Raw genomic sequence first — 19,184 nt, 5'->3', positions numbered from 1 at the left:
CCTTTAAGAAACCAAAAGGTTTAATCCGGATTAAAAAAAATTCATGTGCGGCATCTAAAAAATAGTTTTATCTTTGCGGCCTGATTGAAAATCAATCGGATACATAAAAATCATTTAAAACAATATTGGAATGTATTTAACAAAGGAAGTAAAGGCCGAAATCTTTAAGAAACACGGCGGAGAAGAAAAAAACACGGGTTCAACTGAAGGGCAGATCGCCTTGTTCACCCATCGCATCAACCACCTTACCGGACACCTTAAAAATAACCATAAGGATTACAACACCGAACGTTCTTTGGTACGTTTGGTAGGAAAGCGAAGAAGTCTACTGGATTATTTGAAAAAGAAGGATATTGTAAAATATCGTGAATTGATCAAAGAACTAGGAATACGAAAATAATCTCAAAAATGGGGGAAGCGATGCTTCCCCCATTTTTTATATCCGTTCAAAAGTCCCTGAATCGCTCGGACGTTTTCGAGAGGGCAACACAAAAAGCTGCACACAGTTTTTCATTGGTCAACACAACAACACAACAACAAAGGCCGGTGACCTGTTCGATACCATCGCATGGTGTAGGAGTATCCCAAAATGGAGATGCCGCTACCTATACGCTTTGGTGAAAACGGCACTCCGCCAAAAAAGACCATTGTTTAACGTATCCGATAAAAAATTCGGAACAAAATCAAATGTATGATTCCAAAAGTATTTAAAGAGGTGATCGACCTCGGTGATGGAAGAGAAATTTCCATCGAAACCGGAAAATTGGCCAAACAGGCCCATGGTTCGGTAGTAGTGCAATCCGGAAAATGTATGCTGTTATGTACGGTCGTTTCCAATTACAAACAAAGTGATGTCGACTTTTTACCGTTAACGGTGGATTATCGCGAAAAATTTGCCGCTGCCGGACGATATCCAGGTGGCTTTTTCAAACGTGAGGCACGACCCAGTGATGGCGAGGTATTGACCATGCGCTTGGTAGACCGTGTTTTACGTCCTCTTTTTCCAAAAGACTATCACTCCGAAACACAGGTAATGATCCAGTTGATGTCGCATGACGAAAACGTTATGCCCGACGCTATGGCAGGATTGGCCGCTTCGGCCGCAATTCAGCTTTCCGACTTTCCTTTCGAATGTGCCATTTCCGAAGCAAGGGTCGGTCGTGTAAACGGCGAATTCATCATCAACCCTACCCGTGCACAGTTGGCCGAATCGGACATCGATATGATGATCGGTGCATCGGCAGACTCGGTAATGATGGTGGAAGGTGAAATGGATGAGATTTCGGAAGAGGAAATGACCGAAGCCATCAAGTTCGCACATGAGGCCATTAAAGAACAATGTGCCGCACAAATGCGTTTGGCGGAAGCCTTCGGGAGAAAAGAAGTTCGCGAGTACGAACCGGAAAGAGAAGATGAGGAACTGGCCAAAAAAGTACACGCCCTCGCTTACGATAAGGTGTATGCCGTAGCCAAGGCAGGATCGGCAAAACACGAACGCAGTGCCGCTTTCGGTGAAATAAAGGAAGCCATAAAAGCTACTTTTTCAGAAGAAGAGTTAGAAGATATCGGAGGTTTGGTATCCAAATATTTCTACAAGGCCGAAAAGGCCGCGGTACGCGACCTTACCTTAAACGAAGGACTTCGCTTGGACGGTAGGAAAACTGACGAGATCCGTCCCATATGGTGCGAGATCGATTACTTGCCCTCTACACACGGATCCGCGATTTTCACCCGTGGGGAAACCCAGGCACTTGCAACGGTTACCTTGGGAACCTCAAGGGACTCCAACCAAATAGACATGCCATCGCATGAAGGCGAAGAACGCTTTTACCTTCACTACAACTTCCCCCCATTTTCAACGGGAGAAGCAAGACCTATTCGAGGAACCTCTCGTCGGGAAGTAGGACATGGTAATTTGGCACAACGCGCCCTTAAAGGAATGGTACCTGAAGATTGTCCGTATACCGTACGTGTAGTATCCGAGGTATTGGAATCCAATGGTTCTTCCTCTATGGCCACCGTTTGTTCGGGTACTATGGCGTTGATGGATGCCGGTGTGCAATTGAAAAAACCCGTTTCCGGTATTGCGATGGGATTGATTTCCGATGCCGATTCTGGAAAATACGCTGTACTTTCCGATATTTTGGGTGATGAAGATCACTTGGGAGATATGGACTTTAAAGTTACCGGTACCGCTGACGGTATCACCGCCTGTCAAATGGATATCAAAGTGAAGGGACTTTCCTATGAAATTTTGGTAAAAGCGTTGATGCAGGCCAAAGATGGTCGTTTGCACATCCTTGAAAAACTGACCGATACCATTGCGGCCCCGAATGCCGATGTAAAACCGCATTCCCCAAAAATGGTTACCCGAATTATTCCGAACGAATTTATCGGTGCCTTGATCGGCCCTGGTGGAAAAGTGATCCAGGAGCTTCAAAAAGAGACCGGTACTACCATTGTTATCAATGAAGATCCAGTAACGGAAGAAGGAATCGTAGAAATTTTGGGTACCGATCAAAACGGTATCGATGCCGTACAGGCCAAAATAGACTCCTTAATGTTCAAGCCGGAAGTAGGGAGCGTATATGAGGTGAAAGTAATCAAGATGTTGGATTTCGGAGCCGTGGTAGAATACCAAGACGCACCGGGTAACGAAGTACTGTTGCACGTATCCGAATTGGCTTGGGAACGCACCGAAAACGTTTCCGATGTAGTGAACATGGGAGATGTATTCGATGTGAAGTACTTGGGTACGGATCCAAGGACCAGAAAGGACAAGGTCTCCAAAAAAGCGTTGCTCCCAAAACCGGAGGGTTATAAGGAGCGTCCGCCTAGAACCAATGATCGTCGTCGCGATAACCGTGATAGAAAACCGAGAAGGGACAGAGATTAAGTATTTGTCCATAAAACAAAGGCCCCAATTGAATTGGGGCTTTTTTTATGCCCGATAACGTCCATTACCCGATCGGCCCGACCAGCGCCGTCGCCTTTCAACCCTGCTTAAACTTTGTAAGGAATGTATGTCATTTGCGACGAAATACATCGACCAACTGCATTCGGGAGGTCATACAACTAAAAAAGCAAGTTTTTTTTATGCTATTGTAACATTTCCCGTATTTCTACGTATAAGTATATGCAGTCTATGCAAATAGGAACTTAATTTAAGTAAATGAGACAGCTAAAGATTACAAAACAGGTCACCAATAGGGAGACCGCATCTTTGGACAAGTACTTGCAAGAAATCGGCAAAGTAGACTTGATTACCGCTGATGAAGAGGTAGAATTGGCACAACGCATCAAGGCAGGCGACCAGATCGCTCTTGAAAAACTCACAAAAGCCAATCTTCGATTCGTGGTATCGGTTGCCAAGCAGTACCAAAACCAAGGACTTACACTGCCCGATCTTATCAACGAGGGCAACTTGGGACTGATCAAAGCGGCACAACGTTTTGACGAGACCCGTGGATTTAAATTTATTTCATACGCCGTTTGGTGGATCCGTCAATCTATTCTTCAGGCACTGGCAGAACAATCCAGAATCGTTCGCTTGCCGTTGAACAAGATTGGATCGATCAATAAAATAAACAAAACCTTTGCCTTTTTAGAGCAGGCACACGAACGTCCGCCTTCCGCAGAAGAAATAGCGAAAGAATTGGACATGACCGTGGAAGACGTAAAGCAGTCCTTAAAAAATTCAGGACGCCATGTATCCATGGACGCACCCTTGATCGACGGTGAAGATTCCAACCTTTACGATGTATTGCGTAGTGGTGAATCGCCAAACCCAGACAAGGAACTGTTGCACGATTCCCTGCGTACGGAGATCGAGCGGGCCTTGGAAACATTGACCCCAAGGGAAGCGGACGTAATCCGTCTTTACTTCGGTCTGGCCGGTCAACATTCCATGACCCTAGAGGAAATCGGAGAAACCTTTGATCTTACTCGGGAACGCGTAAGGCAAATCAAGGAAAAAGCGATCCGTAGACTAAAACATACCTCAAGAAGTAAAATTCTTAAAACCTATTTAGGTTAGGATCAAGTAATTATGATGTTAAATTTTTATCAAATTGGAAATTTGGCATATATATTGTAATTTTACCAGTACAAGCAGTTATCATGACTGTTCGTTTTTTGATTGATGAATAAACTCCGGCTGATTACCGGAGTTTTTTCATTTTATACCCTAAAGCCAATACCCGATGTCCGATTTTAAAACACAACCGAACAACCCCTTACATGGTGTAAAATTGGCGGATATTATGGCATTTTTGGTAGAACGTTACACTTGGGAGGAGTTGGCCGCGAAAATCGATATCAACTGTTTTAAAAAAGATCCCTCCGTAAAATCGTCCTTAAAATTTCTTAGAAGAACTCCATGGGCCCGAACCAAGGTGGAACAGCTCTATCTGCGTGCCGTAAACAAAGCATCGGGCAAAAAGTAATTTGCCATTTATCACAGGGAACAGCAGCAATACCGAAAGCCCTATGCCAATCTTACGAAAAATACTTTCATACCTCCCTTGGGCCTTGCTCAGCATTCTTGTCTGTATCGCATTCAAGTATGTACAACTGGGACCTTCCGTTGCATCGGAAAATAGGCTACAACAAATTTTTGATATTCGCGATTTCATCATTTATGCCTTGGGCAGTCTTGTCGGAATCATCAGTTTTACATTATTTTTGATTCTTGACCTACTGTGGTTCAAAAGAAAATGGAAAAGGCATCGAAATAGCGAAATCTATCGTACGGTTTTGGTCGTAGCGTTAGGGCTGTTCGCCTCTTGGATGCATACCGTTCTTGAATTTGAATTGGATTGGTTTTGAACATTAAAGGTCGCCCATACCCATCCTCCTTAAAAATTATCCCATGCCGTTTAACATCGTATTGATTACCCCTGAAATCCCGAACAATACGGGGAACATAGGACGTTTGGCCCTGGCCACCGGCTCCCATTTGCATTTGGTACGCCCCTTGGGCTTTGAACTTAGCGACAAGCGTGTAAAGCGGGCCGGCCTGGATTACTGGCAACATGTTTCGGTAACGATATACGAGAATACCGAAAGCTTTTTCGAGCAACACAGTGATAAAAAAATGGCGTTTTTATCCAGTCATGGCGAAAAGGAACATTGGGATATCGACTTTAAAGAGGATATGTTTTTAATTTTTGGAAAAGAATCCACCGGTCTTCCAAAATCGATTACCGAGTCCCATGGGGAAACCCTTTTTAAGATACCGATGTTCAGCCAACACATCAGAAGCTTAAACCTGGCAAATGCCGTCGGCATCGTTGTTTATGAAGGTCTTAAAAAGCTTAGGCCGTTCTTATAGGCATCGTATCCCTTTGGTTTTCCAACGAAAGCCATTGGCGGTATACCATTTCTGGTGTTAAATTACGCAAATAAAAACCAGGGATTTTTTGGGTAGGCGAAAAAGAAAATCTAAGCATAGCAGTAGCTATGGTTAGCTTTTATTTTGAAGCATACACGGAAAAGAACAATTTTTAATGGGTAATTTAACATTAGAAATGGTATTATCGGAACTTGTGCCCAGTACCAACAACAATGCCCTCCACAATGGCGTTTGCGCAATTTATCGTTCAAAAGGGATGGCATAAGGTATAAGCGGCACCAATTCCGTATTTTTGCAGCCCATACAAGAAGTTGAACGATATGAGTACGATCAAAATAGCACCCTCCCTATTGGCAGCGGATTTTGGAAATCTGCAACGCGATGTTGAAATGGTAAACCGGAGCCGGGCCGATTGGCACCATATCGACGTGATGGATGGTGTTTTTGTTCCCAATATTTCCTACGGGATGCCAGTAGTAAAGGCGATTGCCGAACATGCTACGAAACCTTTGGACGTTCATTTGATGATTGTCGACCCTGACCGCTATATCAATGTTTTTGCCGATTTGGGAGCTTCCGTACTGACCGTTCATTTAGAAGCCTGTACCCACTTGCACAGAACCGTTCAAGCGATAAAAAAAGCGGGAATGCAAGCAGGAGTGGCATTGAATCCGCATACGAACGTACAACTCTTGGAGGACGTCATCACCGACCTCGACCTGGTTTGTATCATGAGCGTAAACCCTGGGTTTGGGGGACAATCGTTCATCGAAAATACCTACTCTAAAACACGGGCACTAAAACAGCTCATCGAACGAAAAAAGGCATCGACACTTATCGAAATCGACGGTGGGGTAACATCAAAAAATGCCAAAGCGTTAAAAGATGCGGGTGCCGATGTGCTGGTCGCCGGCAGCTTTGTATTTAAGAGCGACTCCCCGGAAAAAACGATTACGGCATTAATACAAGCGACCGAATGATGGAGCACCTAGATCTTGTAATCGTAGGGGGCGGCCCCATAGGAATCGCCTGCGCTTTGGAAGCACAAAAAAAAGGATTGACCTATGTGATCATTGAAAAAGGGCCTATTGTAAATTCCCTGTTCAATTATCCGGTGAACATGCAGTTCTTCTCTTCTTCGGAACGGCTGGAAATCGACCACATTCCATTTATCAGTAAGGAAGCCAAACCAAAGCGCAGTGAAGCCCTTGAGTATTACCGCAGAATCGTAAGCAGTAATGGACTTCGCATCAAACTGTTCGAAAAAGTAGATCAGGTGGTTCGTTCCGATGATGGTTTTTCCATCAAAACGGACAAAAACGAATACCGATCCGACAATGTGGTAATCGCCACCGGTTTTTATGATCTTCCGAATACCTTGAACATCCCTGGGGAAAACCTGTCCAAGGTTTCCCATTATTACGGGGACCCCCATTTTTACGCCCATCAAAAACTCGCGGTTATCGGTGCCAGTAACTCCGCCATTGATGCGGCATTGGAATGTTGGCGAAAAGGTGCGGAGGTAACCTTGATCATTCGCGGTCCGGAAGTCGGAAAAAGGGTAAAATACTGGGTACGGCCAGACATCATCAATCGTATCGAAGAAGGGAGTATAAAGGCATATTACCACAGTCGGTTGGCGGAAGTTCGCGCTGCCGAGATCGTTGTGGAAACTCCTGAAGGCACGACCGTCATCGAAAACGATTTTGTTTTGGCCCTGACCGGTTATCGGCCCGATTTTGGATTTTTGGAAAAACTGGGTATCGTACTCTCGCAGGATGAGAAGCGAATTCCGAGCTATGACCCCCAAACGATGGAGACCAATATCGAGGGGCTATATTTGGCGGGTGTCATTTGTGGCGGCATGGAAACCCATAAATGGTTCATTGAAAATTCTAGGGTACATGCCAAAATGATCGTTTCCAACATCGTGGCGCATACCAACAACAAAGAACCCATGAATACGAAGTAGATACCCATTACAAAAACAAAAAACTTCCTTTCCCATTATCAAGACCGGCCAAATAATGGCATTAAAATTGGACCCGGGCAAATACATGGGTTTAATACCTTTTCTACCTTTGAAATGATATAAGCTGTTTTATGCATTAGAAAAGCTACTACAGCTCGAAACTACGCAAATACGAACGTTTCACTTTTTTTACATTTTCGACCCTAATGATAAAATTCGAATGATAGACCGGATTAAAAAACGGCTTGTTCACTAGATACATCCCTGAATTCAGGGAACACATTTTGGCCGACAACCGCGGTTCCGCCCAAGCCCCGTTTCCTCATCTTTGTAGCATAAAATCATACCCTCATGCGTTTTTTACTACCGAAAACAATCGCCTTATTGATATCCTTCTTAGCGTATTGTGGTTACAATACGAACAAAAAAACCACCATTTCATCGGACATGTATACCTTGACCGTAAAACGGGGCGGGTATCATAATTATATGTTTCAATTGATCGGCAATAGTATCTTTTACTTTCCCGATAGCACGGATGTTAAGACAATCGAGCGATTTAACGTATCGAGCGTTACCCCATTGGAAAAAAAAGTTGTGGACTCCTTTTTCTCCAAGTTGGAATCGGAACGTTTTTGGACCTTAAACGAACGCTATCGGACGGATACTTCTTGCAGCAGCAGTATTGAAATAACCTTAGAGCATGACGGTCGTAGTAAAACCGTTTTTTGTGAGGATTTTGGTCGCGATTGTCCCGATCTTATAAAATATATCGACCAAAGCATTGTTGTATTTGAAGGGAACGACCTTAAGTGGACTTTTCTTCCCGGTTAGAATGATGTAATTTGCAAACGTCCAAGATGTTTTAGAGCGATGATATGCCAGGTAATGAAACTCCTATTGTGGCGTTTGGAACCGGGAAGGAAAGCTCGGTGCTGGAATGATGTTATTTTGCGGGTATAGATTCCGGAAACCTCAAAATTACGGTATAAAATGGGACCTCAACGCCTCGGCGTTAGGCAAGCGAACAACTCGATACGCGTTCATCAGATGGTTTGAACTTTTTAAATAAAAAACAGCTAATAATGAAATTGAACTTTATTTTATGCTTTCTTTTGGTCGTATTATCTTCCTGCGGTTCCAGTCCTGAGGATTACTACAATAGCGCTATAAGTGCGGGCAACCAAGTATACGTTTTGCGTAATTTTGAAAACAGACTCGAAAGACTGGAAAAGGGATTACAACTGGGACCGGAAGATTTGGTCCTGACCACACCGACGCATGTACGTATGATGGAAGAAAATGTAACCAAGCTTCAAGGAAAGTTGGGCAACGAGGATTCGGATGCCATGATAACATCGGCAATAGCCTATATGGAATTCGCTATTGAAACCGCCAAAAATCCTAAAACCTTGGCCGCTTTCGAGGCTGCCGGAAACGCGCCGGACCTTGATGCCGCCAGCGTTGCCCTAGAACCTTATGGCGATTATTTAGATTCCGTATTCGATAAAAGGGAAGCCGTTTTTGTGACTTACGATAAGGCCGTAAGCGACTTTGCCAAAAAACATGGTATCGAAATGAAATTTTACGGTCCCGGAGCATCGTCCAAGTAATAGGCATGAAGTATTTTTGGCCACATATTTTTTTTTCAAAAAACATTTTCAAGAAAAATGTGTCTGCATGGTGCGTGCTATGGATACTCTTTTTGTTCGTCCCCTCATTTTCGCAAACAGCGCCTTTTGAAGAAATTGGAGCGGATAACGACGACAAGATATGGTTCTCGATGATTCCCATCGAACGCAGAAAATCTTTGGAACCCTACTATGAGGCTTTAAAGGATGCCGCATACGGTACGGAACGTTTTTCCATTTTTGAGCAATTGGCAACTGCCCATATGGAAAAAGCCTCGGCAGACTCCATACGCCATTACGGGAACTTGTATATAAAGGAATTGACCAACTGGGATCGGCCCGAAGCGGAGAAAACCTCCCATTACGCCAAGGCCTATTATTTTTTAGCGGTGGGCAATCAATTTAACGGGCTTCTGGACAACGCCATAGAATGGCATCTAAAAGGAATTCGGGCCGCGGAAAAATGCGAACACACCGGTTACCAATACCAACATAAAATCGGACTTGGGAAAGTATATAATTTAATACAGCGCCATAAAAAGGCGATCGAGATGTTGGAGAAGGCCATTGCCGATTTTGGCGAAGAATGGCCGAAATATACGAACGAGGCATTGATCCATTTGGGCGACGCCTACTACAGCAGCGACAACAGTAGCAAAGCGAAAAAATACTATGAGCAGGCCAAAAAAGGAAGCACTGCAGTCGAAGATTTGGGAAAAACGCTGTTCCTAGATCTAAAACTGGGCGAAATTGCCGAACGAGAGGGAAAATACGACAAGGCGTTCGCACTCTATAACGGGGCACGTGAACGCGCCCTTGCGGAAGGGTTGAACGTGCTCTATTTCGAAGGCACCATTAGGGTGGGCGAATTGTTCTATAAGGAGAAAAACTACGAAGCGGCGACCATGGCCTTGAGCATGGCCTATGTGAACGCCATGGAGCGCGACAACCTGCATTATCAAGAGGAAATTTTGAAGATCAAGAGCAACGTTTTTGCCGACGCCGGCAACCACGAGAATGCCTATGCCGTGATGACCCGCTTGGCGGCCGTACGTAAAAGGATAAGCGAACGCCAACAACAAAAAATAAGCAAAGAACTGGAAGTACAATACGAAACCTTGGAAAAAGAAAAGGAAATATTAAAGTTACAGGAAGATCAAATTCTCAAGACTACCGAGCTTGCACGTCAAAAAACGTATAAAAATGCGTTCTTGATCGGATTCTTGATCATTCTTGTGCCTATTATTGCGTTACTCTTTACTTACTATCAAAAAATACAGGCCCAAAGCGAACTATCAAAAAAACAAGAGGTCATCAATTCCCAAAAGGTTGCCGCATTGAAAAAGGAACAGGAACTCAACCTGATCAAAGCGGCAATAGCCGGACAGGATGAAGAGCGAAAACGTATTGCGCAGGAACTGCATGATAGTATTGGAGGTAATTTAGCGGGCATTAAACTACAACTGGCCAGTGTTGACGAAAACTCCGAACAATTGGGCCTTATCGGCGGACAGTTGGACGAAACCTATCAATTGGTCCGCGATATTTCCCATACGCTCATACCCAAAAAATTCAGACAGAACGCTTTTACACAACTTATCGCCACCTATATAAAATCCATCGAAAGTACCGGTAAATTGAAGATAGGCTTTCACCCACACCCCGAGGATGAAGTGAACGCCGTGGCGGACAAGTTACAAATGGAACTTTTTAACATTATCAAGGAGTTGATGACCAATACCTTAAAACATGCCAAGGCAAAACAGGTAGACATCCATCTGAGCTGTATTGCCAATACCATATCGCTATTGTTCGAAGATAATGGAGTGGGTTTTGAAATGGGACAAAAAGTAGCAGGAATCGGTTTTAAGAATATTAAAGATCGTGTACGGGAAATGAACGGAACCTGCCATTTTGATGCCGCCCCGGGAAGAGGAACGGTAGTATCCATTGAAATCCCAAAAATATGAGCATTATTTTCCTCATTTTCATTGCAGCACTTCAACTACTGCGCTACCGCTATTTTGATGTTCGAAGGTGCAAAGTTGCTAGTATTAAGTAGTTAGTAATTAGTGATTTTTTTCAAGGAACAGTTTGCAGTAGCAGTAGGCGGTTGGCATGGTTAGTAATGAGTAAAAAGTATGTAGTGGCAAAGTTTGAATTTGATATTTGAATTTGAATTTGACACTTGCACTTTCGGCACGGTCCTCGACACGCTCGGACTGACAAAGCGTTGGTCATTTGGCAAGGTGCCAAAACGGGACATTCCTGTCATGCAGAGCTTGTAGAAGCGCTTTCGAAAGCAGTACCGACCAAGCTCGACCGGACTGTGCATTGATGATTGGCAGAAGCTCAGGAGTTTGAATTTGAGTTTGAATTTGACACTTGAACTTGTACTTGTCTTTTGTCCTTGCTCCTTCAGCGTAGCGGTCCTTTTTCAATGAACAGTGAATGTATGGTAGTTTGTAGTAATTAGTGGTAACTAAAAAGTATGCAGTGGCAAAGTTTGAATTTGAACTTGAACTTGAACTTGAGCTTGAGCTTGATCGTTGCCTCGTATAAACCTTGCTAAGACAAATTCCAATTCCCTTAAAAAGACCTCTAGAGAGCAAGTATGGGGAGTAGTTTTTATTAGTAACTTTATGCAACGGTTGTGGTAGCTTACGAAGCATCGTAAGTTTTGAAATGTACAATACTTTTTGCCACCGATTTCGGCCATAACTAAACCGTTAACCAAAAAACAAACTATGAAGTACAATTTGATCATTGCGGACGACCACAAAATGTTCATCGACGGTCTTATGAGCATTTTACAGGACGCCCCCGAGTTCGCCATTACCCTTACGGCCAAAAACGGTGCACAGGTAGTGAAATATCTTGACATCAACGGTACTGATCAGCTGCACCTATTGATAACCGACCTAACGATGCCCGAAATGGATGGTATCGAACTCAATAGCATCGTAAAGGAAAAATATCCGGCGCTAAAGACGCTTGTGGTAAGCATGCATATCGATGGGGGTATGATCGACAAACTCATCCGGAACAACGTAGATGGCTATGTACCCAAAAATGCCGAAAAAGAGGAATTGCTTACCGCCATACGAACCATTGTGAAAGGGGAAAAGTACTTTTCTACCGAAATAAAAAAAGCGTACACCGACGCAATGTTCGAAAACAAGAAGCAGGAGGAGGTTTCCCTAACGGATCGTGAAGTAGAGGTTTTAAAACTGATTGCCGAAGAAAACACTACCCAAGAAATTGCGGACACTCTTTTTCTGAGCAAACATACCATAGAAAGTTACCGAAAAAACCTTATCTCCAAATTACAGGTTAAAAATTTGGCAGGGCTCACCAAACATGCCATAAAAATGGGATTATTGGACGCTTAACGGCTTGTAAAAACTAAGCACACAACACTGGGTAACCGACCCAGTATCCGCGCTATCCAAACGGCCCTGTTATAACGCTCCCTGAAAACAGGGAGGCCTTTTTCACCTAATTGGGCCTAAAGCGGAAGACTGCCCTACCCCATCTTTGTACTATAAAAATAGTTAAAGATGAAAGTACACCTTCTAATCGCACTGACCGCATTATTTCTCTCCTGTAGCAATGATAAAAAAGCAACGGAAAAGATAAAACCGGGGTCCCCAATTACTTCGGATGTTCTGCTGGAAAACCAAACCATAAAAAACCTTGGAGCATCCGACAAAGAGGCTTTTGAAAACCATCGCTTGGTCATCTCCGGTAAAACGGTGTTGGAAGGTACCGCAATGTTGAAGATCACCAACTTCCAAGGTGAAGAGACCTCTTGCAAAACATTCCCCGCCAAAACCTTGATCGATGCGGAGTATAAAACCGCGAACTCCGTACTGCAAGAAGCACACATCCGCGAAATTGTTGCCCAATACTTTGAGGACGAAGACCAGTTTGCCGTATTACAATAATGCCAAAACCAATGGGGGTGTTATCAGCAAAGAAAAACTGGTGGCACTACATTCTAAAAGGCCTCTGCTCGGAGTATTTAAGCATCTTCACCAGAAATCATCCTATTAAAACCACATGATATGCGTCCCAACAACACCTACAAACTTCGACCTGCCTACGGATCGGAAAATCTTTTGATCGAATTTGGAACTGCCGATGATGGAGAGTACCTGCTGTTCGAAATCATGAAACTGTTGTCCATGCATGGTTTTGAGCAACAAGGAAAGATAGACCTTTGGATGAACGACGAAATTTTAGTCGTTATGTGCTCCCAAAATGGTAGGGTTACGTTAAGCCTTGATGTGTGGGGGTCTATTTATATTTTGGCCAACAACAACCAACAGGACATTCGCCGCATTGACACCTTGCTACAAAACACCAAAAAATTTAAGAAAGAATCGGTCGACTTCGACCAGTACCGCATGCCGTTATAGCATTTGAGATTATAGGGGGCTCAGTATGGCCTTTTGACCATTAGTATACCGGGGACGGCCACGTTCAAAAAGAGGTAAAAAAAAGTCCATCCCGTGGGGATGGACTTTTTTTTATTGAAGGGTTATCCCTTAAATACCCAATTCTTTTTTTACATCGGCCAATAGGTCTTTCCCTTTTGCTACGATGAGTCCTCCGCCTACTTGCGAATCCACCACGTAGTCAAAGCCTTGTGCTGCAGCAACCTTTTCTATGGCCGCTTTTGCTTTCTCGGATATCGGGGCGAAAAGTTCTGCCTGTTTTTGCTGAAGGTCACGTTGCGCCTGCTGCTGGGCCTCTCCAATGTTCTTTTGAACACCTTGTAGTTCCAATGCCCTTTTTTCGTTTTCCTCTTTTGATACGGTAGCCGATTCGTTTCCGTACTGCGTATATTTGTTTTGGAGCTCGGTCATGGAACTCTCGATATCGGCATTATAGGTTTCCGATAGTTTCTTCAATTCGGCCTCCGCTGCTTTCATCTCCGGCATGGCCGACAATAGTTGTGTCACGTCGATGTGTGCCACTTTGCTCTGCGCGTTTACAAAACTTGTTGCAGCTACAAAAAGTACGAGTGCTACCGCTATTTTCCTTAGGTGTTTCATGAGTTAAAATTTAATGGTGTTTACATGTCGTAAACCGTTCTTAAAAAGTACGGCTATGTCGTGTTTAATTTAAAATAATAGTTATTAATGGTTTCTAATTAATCGTATCCTTGGCGACCGCTCCTTGGCGTTGCGCCTCTTTTGCTTTCTTTTTTGCTTCTCTTTCCTCTAAAAGTTTCTTACGCCGTTCTTCATAGGCCTTCTTGCGTTCCTCCCGTAACCGAAGCTGTTCCGCCCTTCGCTCCTCCGCCGTTTTGGTTTTGGCATCCTGTGCCTCCTTTGCTTTTGCCCTGCGCTCGATTATGGCATCACTTGGCGCTTCCTCCGTTTCCTCTCCTTCAAACTCGTCTATCTTGCTTTTTTGCTTCTTTTTTTTGGGGGCGCTAACCTTTCTGGTGCGCGCGATTCCCCTTAAAATTAAATCGCTGATATCGTGCCTTTTTTGGGAGTACAACATTACAACATCCGCCGATTTATCAAAAATAAAATCATACTTTTTATTTGTACCTATTTTCTGTACTTCATTGAAGACTTGGTCCTGTATCGGTTGGATCAACTGTCTCTTTTGTAATACCAGATCGCCCTGTGGTCCGAACCGGTTTTGTTGGTATTCCAACATTTCCTTTTCCAAAATCAAGATCTCTTCTTCGCGTTCGGTAATCAGCTCATCGGTAAGCAATACCTTTTCGGCCATCAAATCCTTTTTCATTTGCTCGACCGCGCTTTGCTTTTGTTCGATCTCTACCTTCCATTTCTGGACTTTGGTCTCCAACTGTGCCGTGGCATCGCGATATTCCTCCACATTTTCAAGAATATACTCCATATCCACGTATCCGATACGAACGCCGCGCTGTGCAAAACTGTAAGCAACGAACAACAAGCAGGACACTACTAAAAGAACGTTTGTTTTTTTCTTCATTTGAATTTCATTTAATACCATAGAAAATATCGTGCCAAAAATACCAAATATTTTAAAATGAAACAGTTAGCACTTGATAAAGCGATCCAATTTTTTGTTTTTAAAATTGTTGGCCAATAATGAAGTGTGTTTGCCAACCGCTCGGTCCTCCATTGGGATTAACATAATCGGAATCAAATCCGTATCCAAAATCAATTCCCAAAAGTCCAAACGCCGGCATAAATATGCGCAGCCCCACTCCGGCCGATCGTCGTATTTCAAACGGATTAAAGTCCTGAAAATTGTTGAAGGCGTTTCCTCCTTCTAAAAAAGTAAGTCCGTAAATAGAAGCAGACGGCTTTAAAGTAAGTGGGTACCGTAATTCCAGGGAATATTTATTGAAGACTACGCCCCCTTCGGACCTTCCCGTCAAAGGGTTCAGCGGAGTGAGCGTCTGCTCGTCATAGCCCCGAAGCTGTACGATATCCCTACCATCTAGTGTAAAGTTACCAAGCCCCGTACCTCCTACAAAGAAACGCTCAAAGGGAACATTACCGATATTGGTATTGTAACTCCCCAGAAAACCGAGTTCCGCATTGGCGCGAAGCACTAGGGAATGATCTGCGCTACCGGCCAGGGTGGTAAACCAGTCGCCCTTAAACTTTATTTTATAGTACTCCAACCATTTGAAACGTTGCTCTTCCAGCACTTCGCGCTGATCACCGAGTTCTGCACGCAAAGGGTCGTTCAAGTCCAAAGGACTAAGTTGTTCGAGCAAGTCGTCGCTCTGCTCCCGTATCTCCTTAAAATCCTTGTTGCTAAAAAGCGAATAGGGCGGGGTGAGCTTAGCGGTAATTTCAAAGTTTGAACCTCCCCTAGGATAAATACGTCCACCTGCAATGGCATTTCTGGAAATACCCAAGGTATAGGTAAAGGAGTTCACCGAACCGTCGCCGAAATTGAACAACCCAAGATCGTAGTCCTTAAAATTGTACAACTGATATCCTAGCGAGTGGGAGACCGTAAAAAAGTCGTCCGGCCATTGTACCCTTTTTGCCAAACCGGCAGACACCCCCGTAATGGAGAACTGTTGGTCCTTATTAGGTTGGAAACGCCCCCTACTGTCGCGGGTTACGCCAAACTGTTGCGTTCTTGAAAAACTAAGGTTGAACCGAACCGGTTTTCTTCCCCCCAACCAGGGTTCCGCAAAATTAAGACTGTATACCCTAAAGGTCCTACTGGCCTGCAAACGCAAAGCAAAGGTTTGCCCGTCTCCCATGGGAACCGGCTTGTATTCTTCCTTATTGAAAATATTACCAATGGAAAAGTTGTTGAACGATAGTCCGAGCGTACCGATAAAACCACCGCCACCGTAACCACCTTGGAGTTCGATCTGGCTGGAACCCGACTCCACTAGATTATAGTTTACGTCTACCGTACCGGCGTTGGGATCGGGATTTTCGATATCGGGCTGAATCTGTTCCGCATCAAAAAAGCCGAGTTGTTGTAGCTCGCGTATGGTACGGATGATATCGGCCTTGCTATATTTTTGTCCTGGTCGGGTGCGCAGTTCGCGAAAGATGACATGATCATTGGTACGGTCGTTTCCGTTTACGGTAACATGGTCCAGAAAGGTCTCTTTCCCCTCGATGATCCGTATTTCAAAATTGATGGTATCGTTTTGGGCCGAAATTTCTACCGGATTGATACTGGAAAAAAGATAGCCATAGTTCTGGTATAGGCTAATAATATCTTGGGCATCCGGCTTACTGTCGTCCTGTATGCGTTCCCTCAGGGCGACCCCATTGTACACATCGCCCTTTTTGATGCCTAGGACACGTTGTAGCTGTCGGTCCCCGTAAACGGTATTACCGACAAAATCGATGTCCCCGAAATAATATTTGTTCCCCTCTTCGAGCTTGAGTAAAATATCGATATTATTCTCGTTGACCTTTATAATGGAATCGGAAATGATCCGCGCGTCGCGAAAACCGTTCTCGGCATACTTGTCTATAAAAAGATCCAAATCGTTTTCATATTCGTCCTCGATATATTTGGACTTCTTCCAAAAACGACCAAAGCGTTTTTCCTTGGTTTTTTTCATGGCGGAAAGCAGCTTTCTCTTTTTGAGCTGCTTGTTCCCGTCCAAAATAAAGTTCCTGATCTTTACCTTATCCCCTTTTTTGATATTGATGACCATGGTTTCGGCATTGGTCTCCGAGGTATCCTTTGCCGTAGCAATGGTAGCTTTTGCATTTAGGTATCCTTGCTTTTTATATTTGTTCTCTAGGAAATTTTTGGTGTTGGAGATAAGGCTTTCGGTAATTTTCTTTCCCTTTTTTAAATCGGTATCGTCTAAAATATCCTGAATCTTCCTTTTCTTGACCCCATAAACCGTAACATCGGTCAGCGTTGGTCTTTCCTTAATATTAAGTTCAAGAAACACCTTTTCACCTTCAATGTTATTGATGTAGAAACTGATATCGGTAAACAGTTCGAGCCCCCAAAGTTTGTTGATCACCTCACTGATCTTTTCCCCGGGTATGGTTATTGGTTGGCCCACGCGAAGGCCGGTATACGTTTTTACGGTTTGTTCGTTATAGCTTTGGAGCCCTGTGACCTCCAAACCACCAAGAATGTATTTTTTCCCGTCTTGATAGCCATCCTGTGCAAGGATAAGAAGGGAGTTAAAGAGGAGTAGAAAGGTTAATGTGAGTTGTAGCGGCGAGAATCTTTTCGCACCGTTAGATGAGTTGTTCGCTAGTTTTTCCAAATCTTCGTTCTCTATTTTGGTAATTTTTTATTGCACCTACCAAATGATGCTCACTAAAATCGGGCCAAAATACGTCAATAAAATATAATTCCGCGTATGCTATCTGCCAAAGTAAAAAATTACTGATCCGATGTTCCCCGCTGGTTCGTATCAGCAGGTCTACATCTGGCAAATCATGCGTGTAAAGATGAGTATTAATAATGGTTTCATCAATATTTTCGGGAGAAATTATATTATTTTTAACTTTGGAAGCGATGGTTTTAACGGCGTTTTTAAGCTCTTCCCTAGCGCCGTAGCTAAGGGCCAAAGTTAGGGTCATCCCGTCGTTGTCCTTTGTTTTTTCCATGACCTCCAAAAGTTCTTTGTTGGCCCTTTTTGGCAAAGAGGAAATGTCGCCAATAGTATTAAGTTTTACATTGTTTTCCTGAAACGTTGCCAATTCCTTTTTTAAGGATGAAACGAGCAGTCGCATTAGCGTGTCGACCTCCAGCTTGGGACGTTTCCAATTTTCTGTTGAAAAAGTATATAAGGTAAGATAGGATATGCCTATCTTGACACAGTCCTCTACGGTCCTACGTACGGTGGCAACCCCGTTTTCATGACCAAATACGCGAAGCCTTCCCTTCTGTTTGGCCCACCGGCCATTACCATCCATTATAATTGCGATGTGCTGCGGTAAATTGTGGGATGAAATATCTTCAATGGTATTCATAGGGCAATTACTCGAAACAATCCATACACGGCTTTCTACCGAAGGTGTAAGTTAAGGTAAATCCTGAAAATACGTACCAATCATCGCTATTAATGTTACCGAATATTACGGTGTCGAACTGTTGTGCTACGGTCAATTTCTCGGGATTGCTACCATCCAAGTTATCGGTGAAGGTATATCTTGCACCGATTTCGGCGCCTAAGATAAGAAATTGGTTGATCCGCATTTTTGCACCAACGGTCATTGGAATGGCAAAGGAACCGTCTTTTTGGTTCGCGTTTTGGAACTGGCCCAGATCAAAATAATTATAGTCATACCTAAAATAGGTTAGCCCTGTATATAGGTATGGCGTGAAAGCCGGTCCCAACTTATGTAAGTTGTAGTCCACAAAATTAAACTCCAGTCCGACCGAAGCCTCTAAAATGGAATTATCGGCCACGAAACCGCGCTGCTGCCGTGCGGGAATATCCGATTTGGTATCGTCCGCCGTAAATTTCCCATATAGCATACTGGCCCGCCATGCATAGCGTTTGCTCTTGTTCCACTTAAAAACACCGCCCAACGCAATATCGGAAGGCAATATATAGTTGGTACGCCCGACATCCCCTATGTTATTTGCCCCTCCCGCAAATAGCCCTATCTCGTACGTTTGAGCACTGGCCTGAACGGTCATAAAAGCGATGATGCAGTATAAGAATCTTTTCATTGCGTTAATACGTTTTCAAATAAAAGGATTGTCCGTAAGGGTATCATAAAAGCGACAATCGATACTATTCTATCTTGAT

The 19,184-nt window shown here is 43.7% G+C and carries 20 protein-coding genes; 15 read left to right on the top strand and 5 right to left on the bottom strand.

Annotated features, from left to right (window positions below; all coding sequences use genetic code 11):
- The first annotated feature begins 130 nt into the window (after positions 1-130).
- From rpsO to ACRD7P_RS04065, 15 genes are all read left to right on the top strand, one after another.
- The gene (gene rpsO / locus ACRD7P_RS04135) at positions 131-400 is read left to right on the top strand and encodes a 30S ribosomal protein S15 (RefSeq protein WP_430906237.1); all 270 of its coding nucleotides are present in this window, start codon (positions 131-133) and stop codon (positions 398-400) included.
- 8 nt (positions 401-408) lie between these two features.
- Positions 409-621: a hypothetical protein gene (locus ACRD7P_RS04130; protein WP_430906236.1), complete on the top strand. Its 213-nt coding sequence runs from the start codon at positions 409-411 to the stop codon at positions 619-621.
- Positions 622-691: 70 nt separating this feature from the next.
- Entirely contained in the window at positions 692-2,896 is a 2,205-nt protein-coding gene (locus tag ACRD7P_RS04125) for a polyribonucleotide nucleotidyltransferase (protein WP_430906235.1), read from the top strand.
- 276 nt (positions 2,897-3,172) lie between these two features.
- Positions 3,173-4,036 carry a sigma-70 family RNA polymerase sigma factor gene (locus tag ACRD7P_RS04120; RefSeq protein WP_014033356.1) on the top strand — a complete coding sequence of 288 codons (864 nt, stop codon included), beginning with the start codon at positions 3,173-3,175 and terminating at the stop codon, positions 4,034-4,036.
- A gap of 166 nt (positions 4,037-4,202) precedes the next feature.
- Positions 4,203-4,445, top strand: a complete 243-nt coding sequence (locus ACRD7P_RS04115; protein ID WP_430906234.1) for a VF530 family DNA-binding protein — start codon at positions 4,203-4,205, stop codon at positions 4,443-4,445.
- A gap of 43 nt (positions 4,446-4,488) precedes the next feature.
- Positions 4,489-4,827 carry a hypothetical protein gene (locus ACRD7P_RS04110; protein WP_430906233.1) on the top strand — a complete coding sequence of 113 codons (339 nt, stop codon included), beginning with the start codon at positions 4,489-4,491 and terminating at the stop codon, positions 4,825-4,827.
- 43 nt (positions 4,828-4,870) lie between these two features.
- Positions 4,871-5,332, top strand: coding sequence for a tRNA (cytidine(34)-2'-O)-methyltransferase (locus ACRD7P_RS04105; RefSeq protein WP_430906232.1), 462 nt, complete (start codon positions 4,871-4,873; stop codon positions 5,330-5,332).
- Between the two features lie 341 nt (positions 5,333-5,673).
- A complete protein-coding gene (gene rpe / locus ACRD7P_RS04100; protein ID WP_430906231.1) occupies positions 5,674-6,333 on the top strand; it encodes a ribulose-phosphate 3-epimerase in 660 nt (219 codons plus the stop codon).
- Positions 6,333-7,325 (top strand): YpdA family putative bacillithiol disulfide reductase, encoded by a 993-nt coding sequence (locus tag ACRD7P_RS04095; RefSeq protein ID WP_430906437.1) that lies wholly within the window; start codon positions 6,333-6,335, stop codon positions 7,323-7,325. The genes rpe and ACRD7P_RS04095 overlap by 1 nt, the downstream gene beginning before the upstream one ends.
- Before the next feature lie 351 nt (positions 7,326-7,676).
- Positions 7,677-8,159 carry a hypothetical protein gene (locus ACRD7P_RS04090; RefSeq protein ID WP_430906230.1) on the top strand — a complete coding sequence of 161 codons (483 nt, stop codon included), beginning with the start codon at positions 7,677-7,679 and terminating at the stop codon, positions 8,157-8,159.
- Between the two features lie 251 nt (positions 8,160-8,410).
- Positions 8,411-8,938 (top strand): hypothetical protein, encoded by a 528-nt coding sequence (locus ACRD7P_RS04085; RefSeq protein ID WP_430906229.1) that lies wholly within the window; start codon positions 8,411-8,413, stop codon positions 8,936-8,938.
- A gap of 59 nt (positions 8,939-8,997) precedes the next feature.
- Positions 8,998-10,926 carry a tetratricopeptide repeat-containing sensor histidine kinase gene (locus tag ACRD7P_RS04080; protein ID WP_430906228.1) on the top strand — a complete coding sequence of 643 codons (1,929 nt, stop codon included), beginning with the start codon at positions 8,998-9,000 and terminating at the stop codon, positions 10,924-10,926.
- A 777-nt stretch (positions 10,927-11,703) separates the two neighbouring features.
- The gene (locus ACRD7P_RS04075) at positions 11,704-12,348 is read left to right on the top strand and encodes a response regulator (RefSeq protein WP_430906227.1); all 645 of its coding nucleotides are present in this window, start codon (positions 11,704-11,706) and stop codon (positions 12,346-12,348) included.
- Between the two features lie 168 nt (positions 12,349-12,516).
- The gene (locus tag ACRD7P_RS04070; RefSeq protein ID WP_430906226.1) at positions 12,517-12,903 is read left to right on the top strand and encodes a hypothetical protein; all 387 of its coding nucleotides are present in this window, start codon (positions 12,517-12,519) and stop codon (positions 12,901-12,903) included.
- A gap of 120 nt (positions 12,904-13,023) precedes the next feature.
- Entirely contained in the window at positions 13,024-13,377 is a 354-nt protein-coding gene (locus ACRD7P_RS04065) for a hypothetical protein (RefSeq protein WP_430906225.1), read from the top strand.
- Positions 13,378-13,506: 129 nt separating this feature from the next.
- Here the strand turns inward: ACRD7P_RS04065 and ACRD7P_RS04060 are convergent, their stop codons facing one another.
- The 5 genes from ACRD7P_RS04060 to ACRD7P_RS04040 all read right to left on the bottom strand — a co-directional run bounded on the left by ACRD7P_RS04060 (position 13,507) and on the right by ACRD7P_RS04040 (position 19,105).
- Positions 13,507-14,016 carry an OmpH family outer membrane protein gene (locus ACRD7P_RS04060; protein WP_430906224.1) on the bottom strand — a complete coding sequence of 170 codons (510 nt, stop codon included), beginning with the start codon at positions 14,014-14,016 and terminating at the stop codon, positions 13,507-13,509.
- 94 nt (positions 14,017-14,110) lie between these two features.
- On the bottom strand, positions 14,111-14,935 hold the full coding sequence (locus tag ACRD7P_RS04055) for an OmpH family outer membrane protein (protein ID WP_430906223.1): 825 nt from the start codon (positions 14,933-14,935) through the stop codon (positions 14,111-14,113).
- 100 nt (positions 14,936-15,035) lie between these two features.
- Positions 15,036-17,687, bottom strand: coding sequence for an outer membrane protein assembly factor BamA (gene bamA, locus ACRD7P_RS04050; RefSeq protein ID WP_430906222.1), 2,652 nt, complete (start codon positions 17,685-17,687; stop codon positions 15,036-15,038).
- Positions 17,659-18,399 carry an isoprenyl transferase gene (locus ACRD7P_RS04045; protein ID WP_430906221.1) on the bottom strand — a complete coding sequence of 247 codons (741 nt, stop codon included), beginning with the start codon at positions 18,397-18,399 and terminating at the stop codon, positions 17,659-17,661. Before ACRD7P_RS04045 ends, bamA begins: the two co-directional genes overlap by 29 nt.
- A 7-nt stretch (positions 18,400-18,406) precedes the next feature.
- Complete coding sequence (locus tag ACRD7P_RS04040) at positions 18,407-19,105, bottom strand: DUF6089 family protein (RefSeq protein WP_430906220.1); 699 nt, start codon at positions 19,103-19,105, stop codon at positions 18,407-18,409.
- Positions 19,106-19,184: the final 79 nt, after the last annotated feature.

Source organism: Maribacter sp. 2-571 (assembly GCF_050589625.1).
Lineage (GTDB): Bacteria > Bacteroidota > Bacteroidia > Flavobacteriales > Flavobacteriaceae > Pelagihabitans.
This window is presented reverse-complemented; position numbering and strand designations above follow the sequence as displayed.

Coding starts and splice junctions, on each gene's coding strand:
- rpsO (WP_430906237.1), top strand. CDS start 131: ATGTATTTAACAAAGGAAGTAAAGGCCGAAATCTTTAAGAAACACGGC.
- ACRD7P_RS04130 (WP_430906236.1), top strand. CDS start 409: ATGGGGGAAGCGATGCTTCCCCCATTTTTTATATCCGTTCAAAAGTCC.
- ACRD7P_RS04125 (WP_430906235.1), top strand. CDS start 692: ATGATTCCAAAAGTATTTAAAGAGGTGATCGACCTCGGTGATGGAAGA.
- ACRD7P_RS04120 (WP_014033356.1), top strand. CDS start 3,173: ATGAGACAGCTAAAGATTACAAAACAGGTCACCAATAGGGAGACCGCA.
- ACRD7P_RS04115 (WP_430906234.1), top strand. CDS start 4,203: ATGTCCGATTTTAAAACACAACCGAACAACCCCTTACATGGTGTAAAA.
- ACRD7P_RS04110 (WP_430906233.1), top strand. CDS start 4,489: ATGCCAATCTTACGAAAAATACTTTCATACCTCCCTTGGGCCTTGCTC.
- ACRD7P_RS04105 (WP_430906232.1), top strand. CDS start 4,871: ATGCCGTTTAACATCGTATTGATTACCCCTGAAATCCCGAACAATACG.
- rpe (WP_430906231.1), top strand. CDS start 5,674: ATGAGTACGATCAAAATAGCACCCTCCCTATTGGCAGCGGATTTTGGA.
- ACRD7P_RS04095 (WP_430906437.1), top strand. CDS start 6,333: ATGGAGCACCTAGATCTTGTAATCGTAGGGGGCGGCCCCATAGGAATC.
- ACRD7P_RS04090 (WP_430906230.1), top strand. CDS start 7,677: ATGCGTTTTTTACTACCGAAAACAATCGCCTTATTGATATCCTTCTTA.
- ACRD7P_RS04085 (WP_430906229.1), top strand. CDS start 8,411: ATGAAATTGAACTTTATTTTATGCTTTCTTTTGGTCGTATTATCTTCC.
- ACRD7P_RS04075 (WP_430906227.1), top strand. CDS start 11,704: ATGAAGTACAATTTGATCATTGCGGACGACCACAAAATGTTCATCGAC.
- ACRD7P_RS04070 (WP_430906226.1), top strand. CDS start 12,517: ATGAAAGTACACCTTCTAATCGCACTGACCGCATTATTTCTCTCCTGT.
- ACRD7P_RS04065 (WP_430906225.1), top strand. CDS start 13,024: ATGCGTCCCAACAACACCTACAAACTTCGACCTGCCTACGGATCGGAA.
- ACRD7P_RS04060 (WP_430906224.1), bottom strand. CDS start 14,016: ATGAAACACCTAAGGAAAATAGCGGTAGCACTCGTACTTTTTGTAGCT.
- ACRD7P_RS04055 (WP_430906223.1), bottom strand. CDS start 14,935: ATGAAGAAAAAAACAAACGTTCTTTTAGTAGTGTCCTGCTTGTTGTTC.
- ACRD7P_RS04045 (WP_430906221.1), bottom strand. CDS start 18,399: ATGAATACCATTGAAGATATTTCATCCCACAATTTACCGCAGCACATC.
- ACRD7P_RS04040 (WP_430906220.1), bottom strand. CDS start 19,105: ATGAAAAGATTCTTATACTGCATCATCGCTTTTATGACCGTTCAGGCC.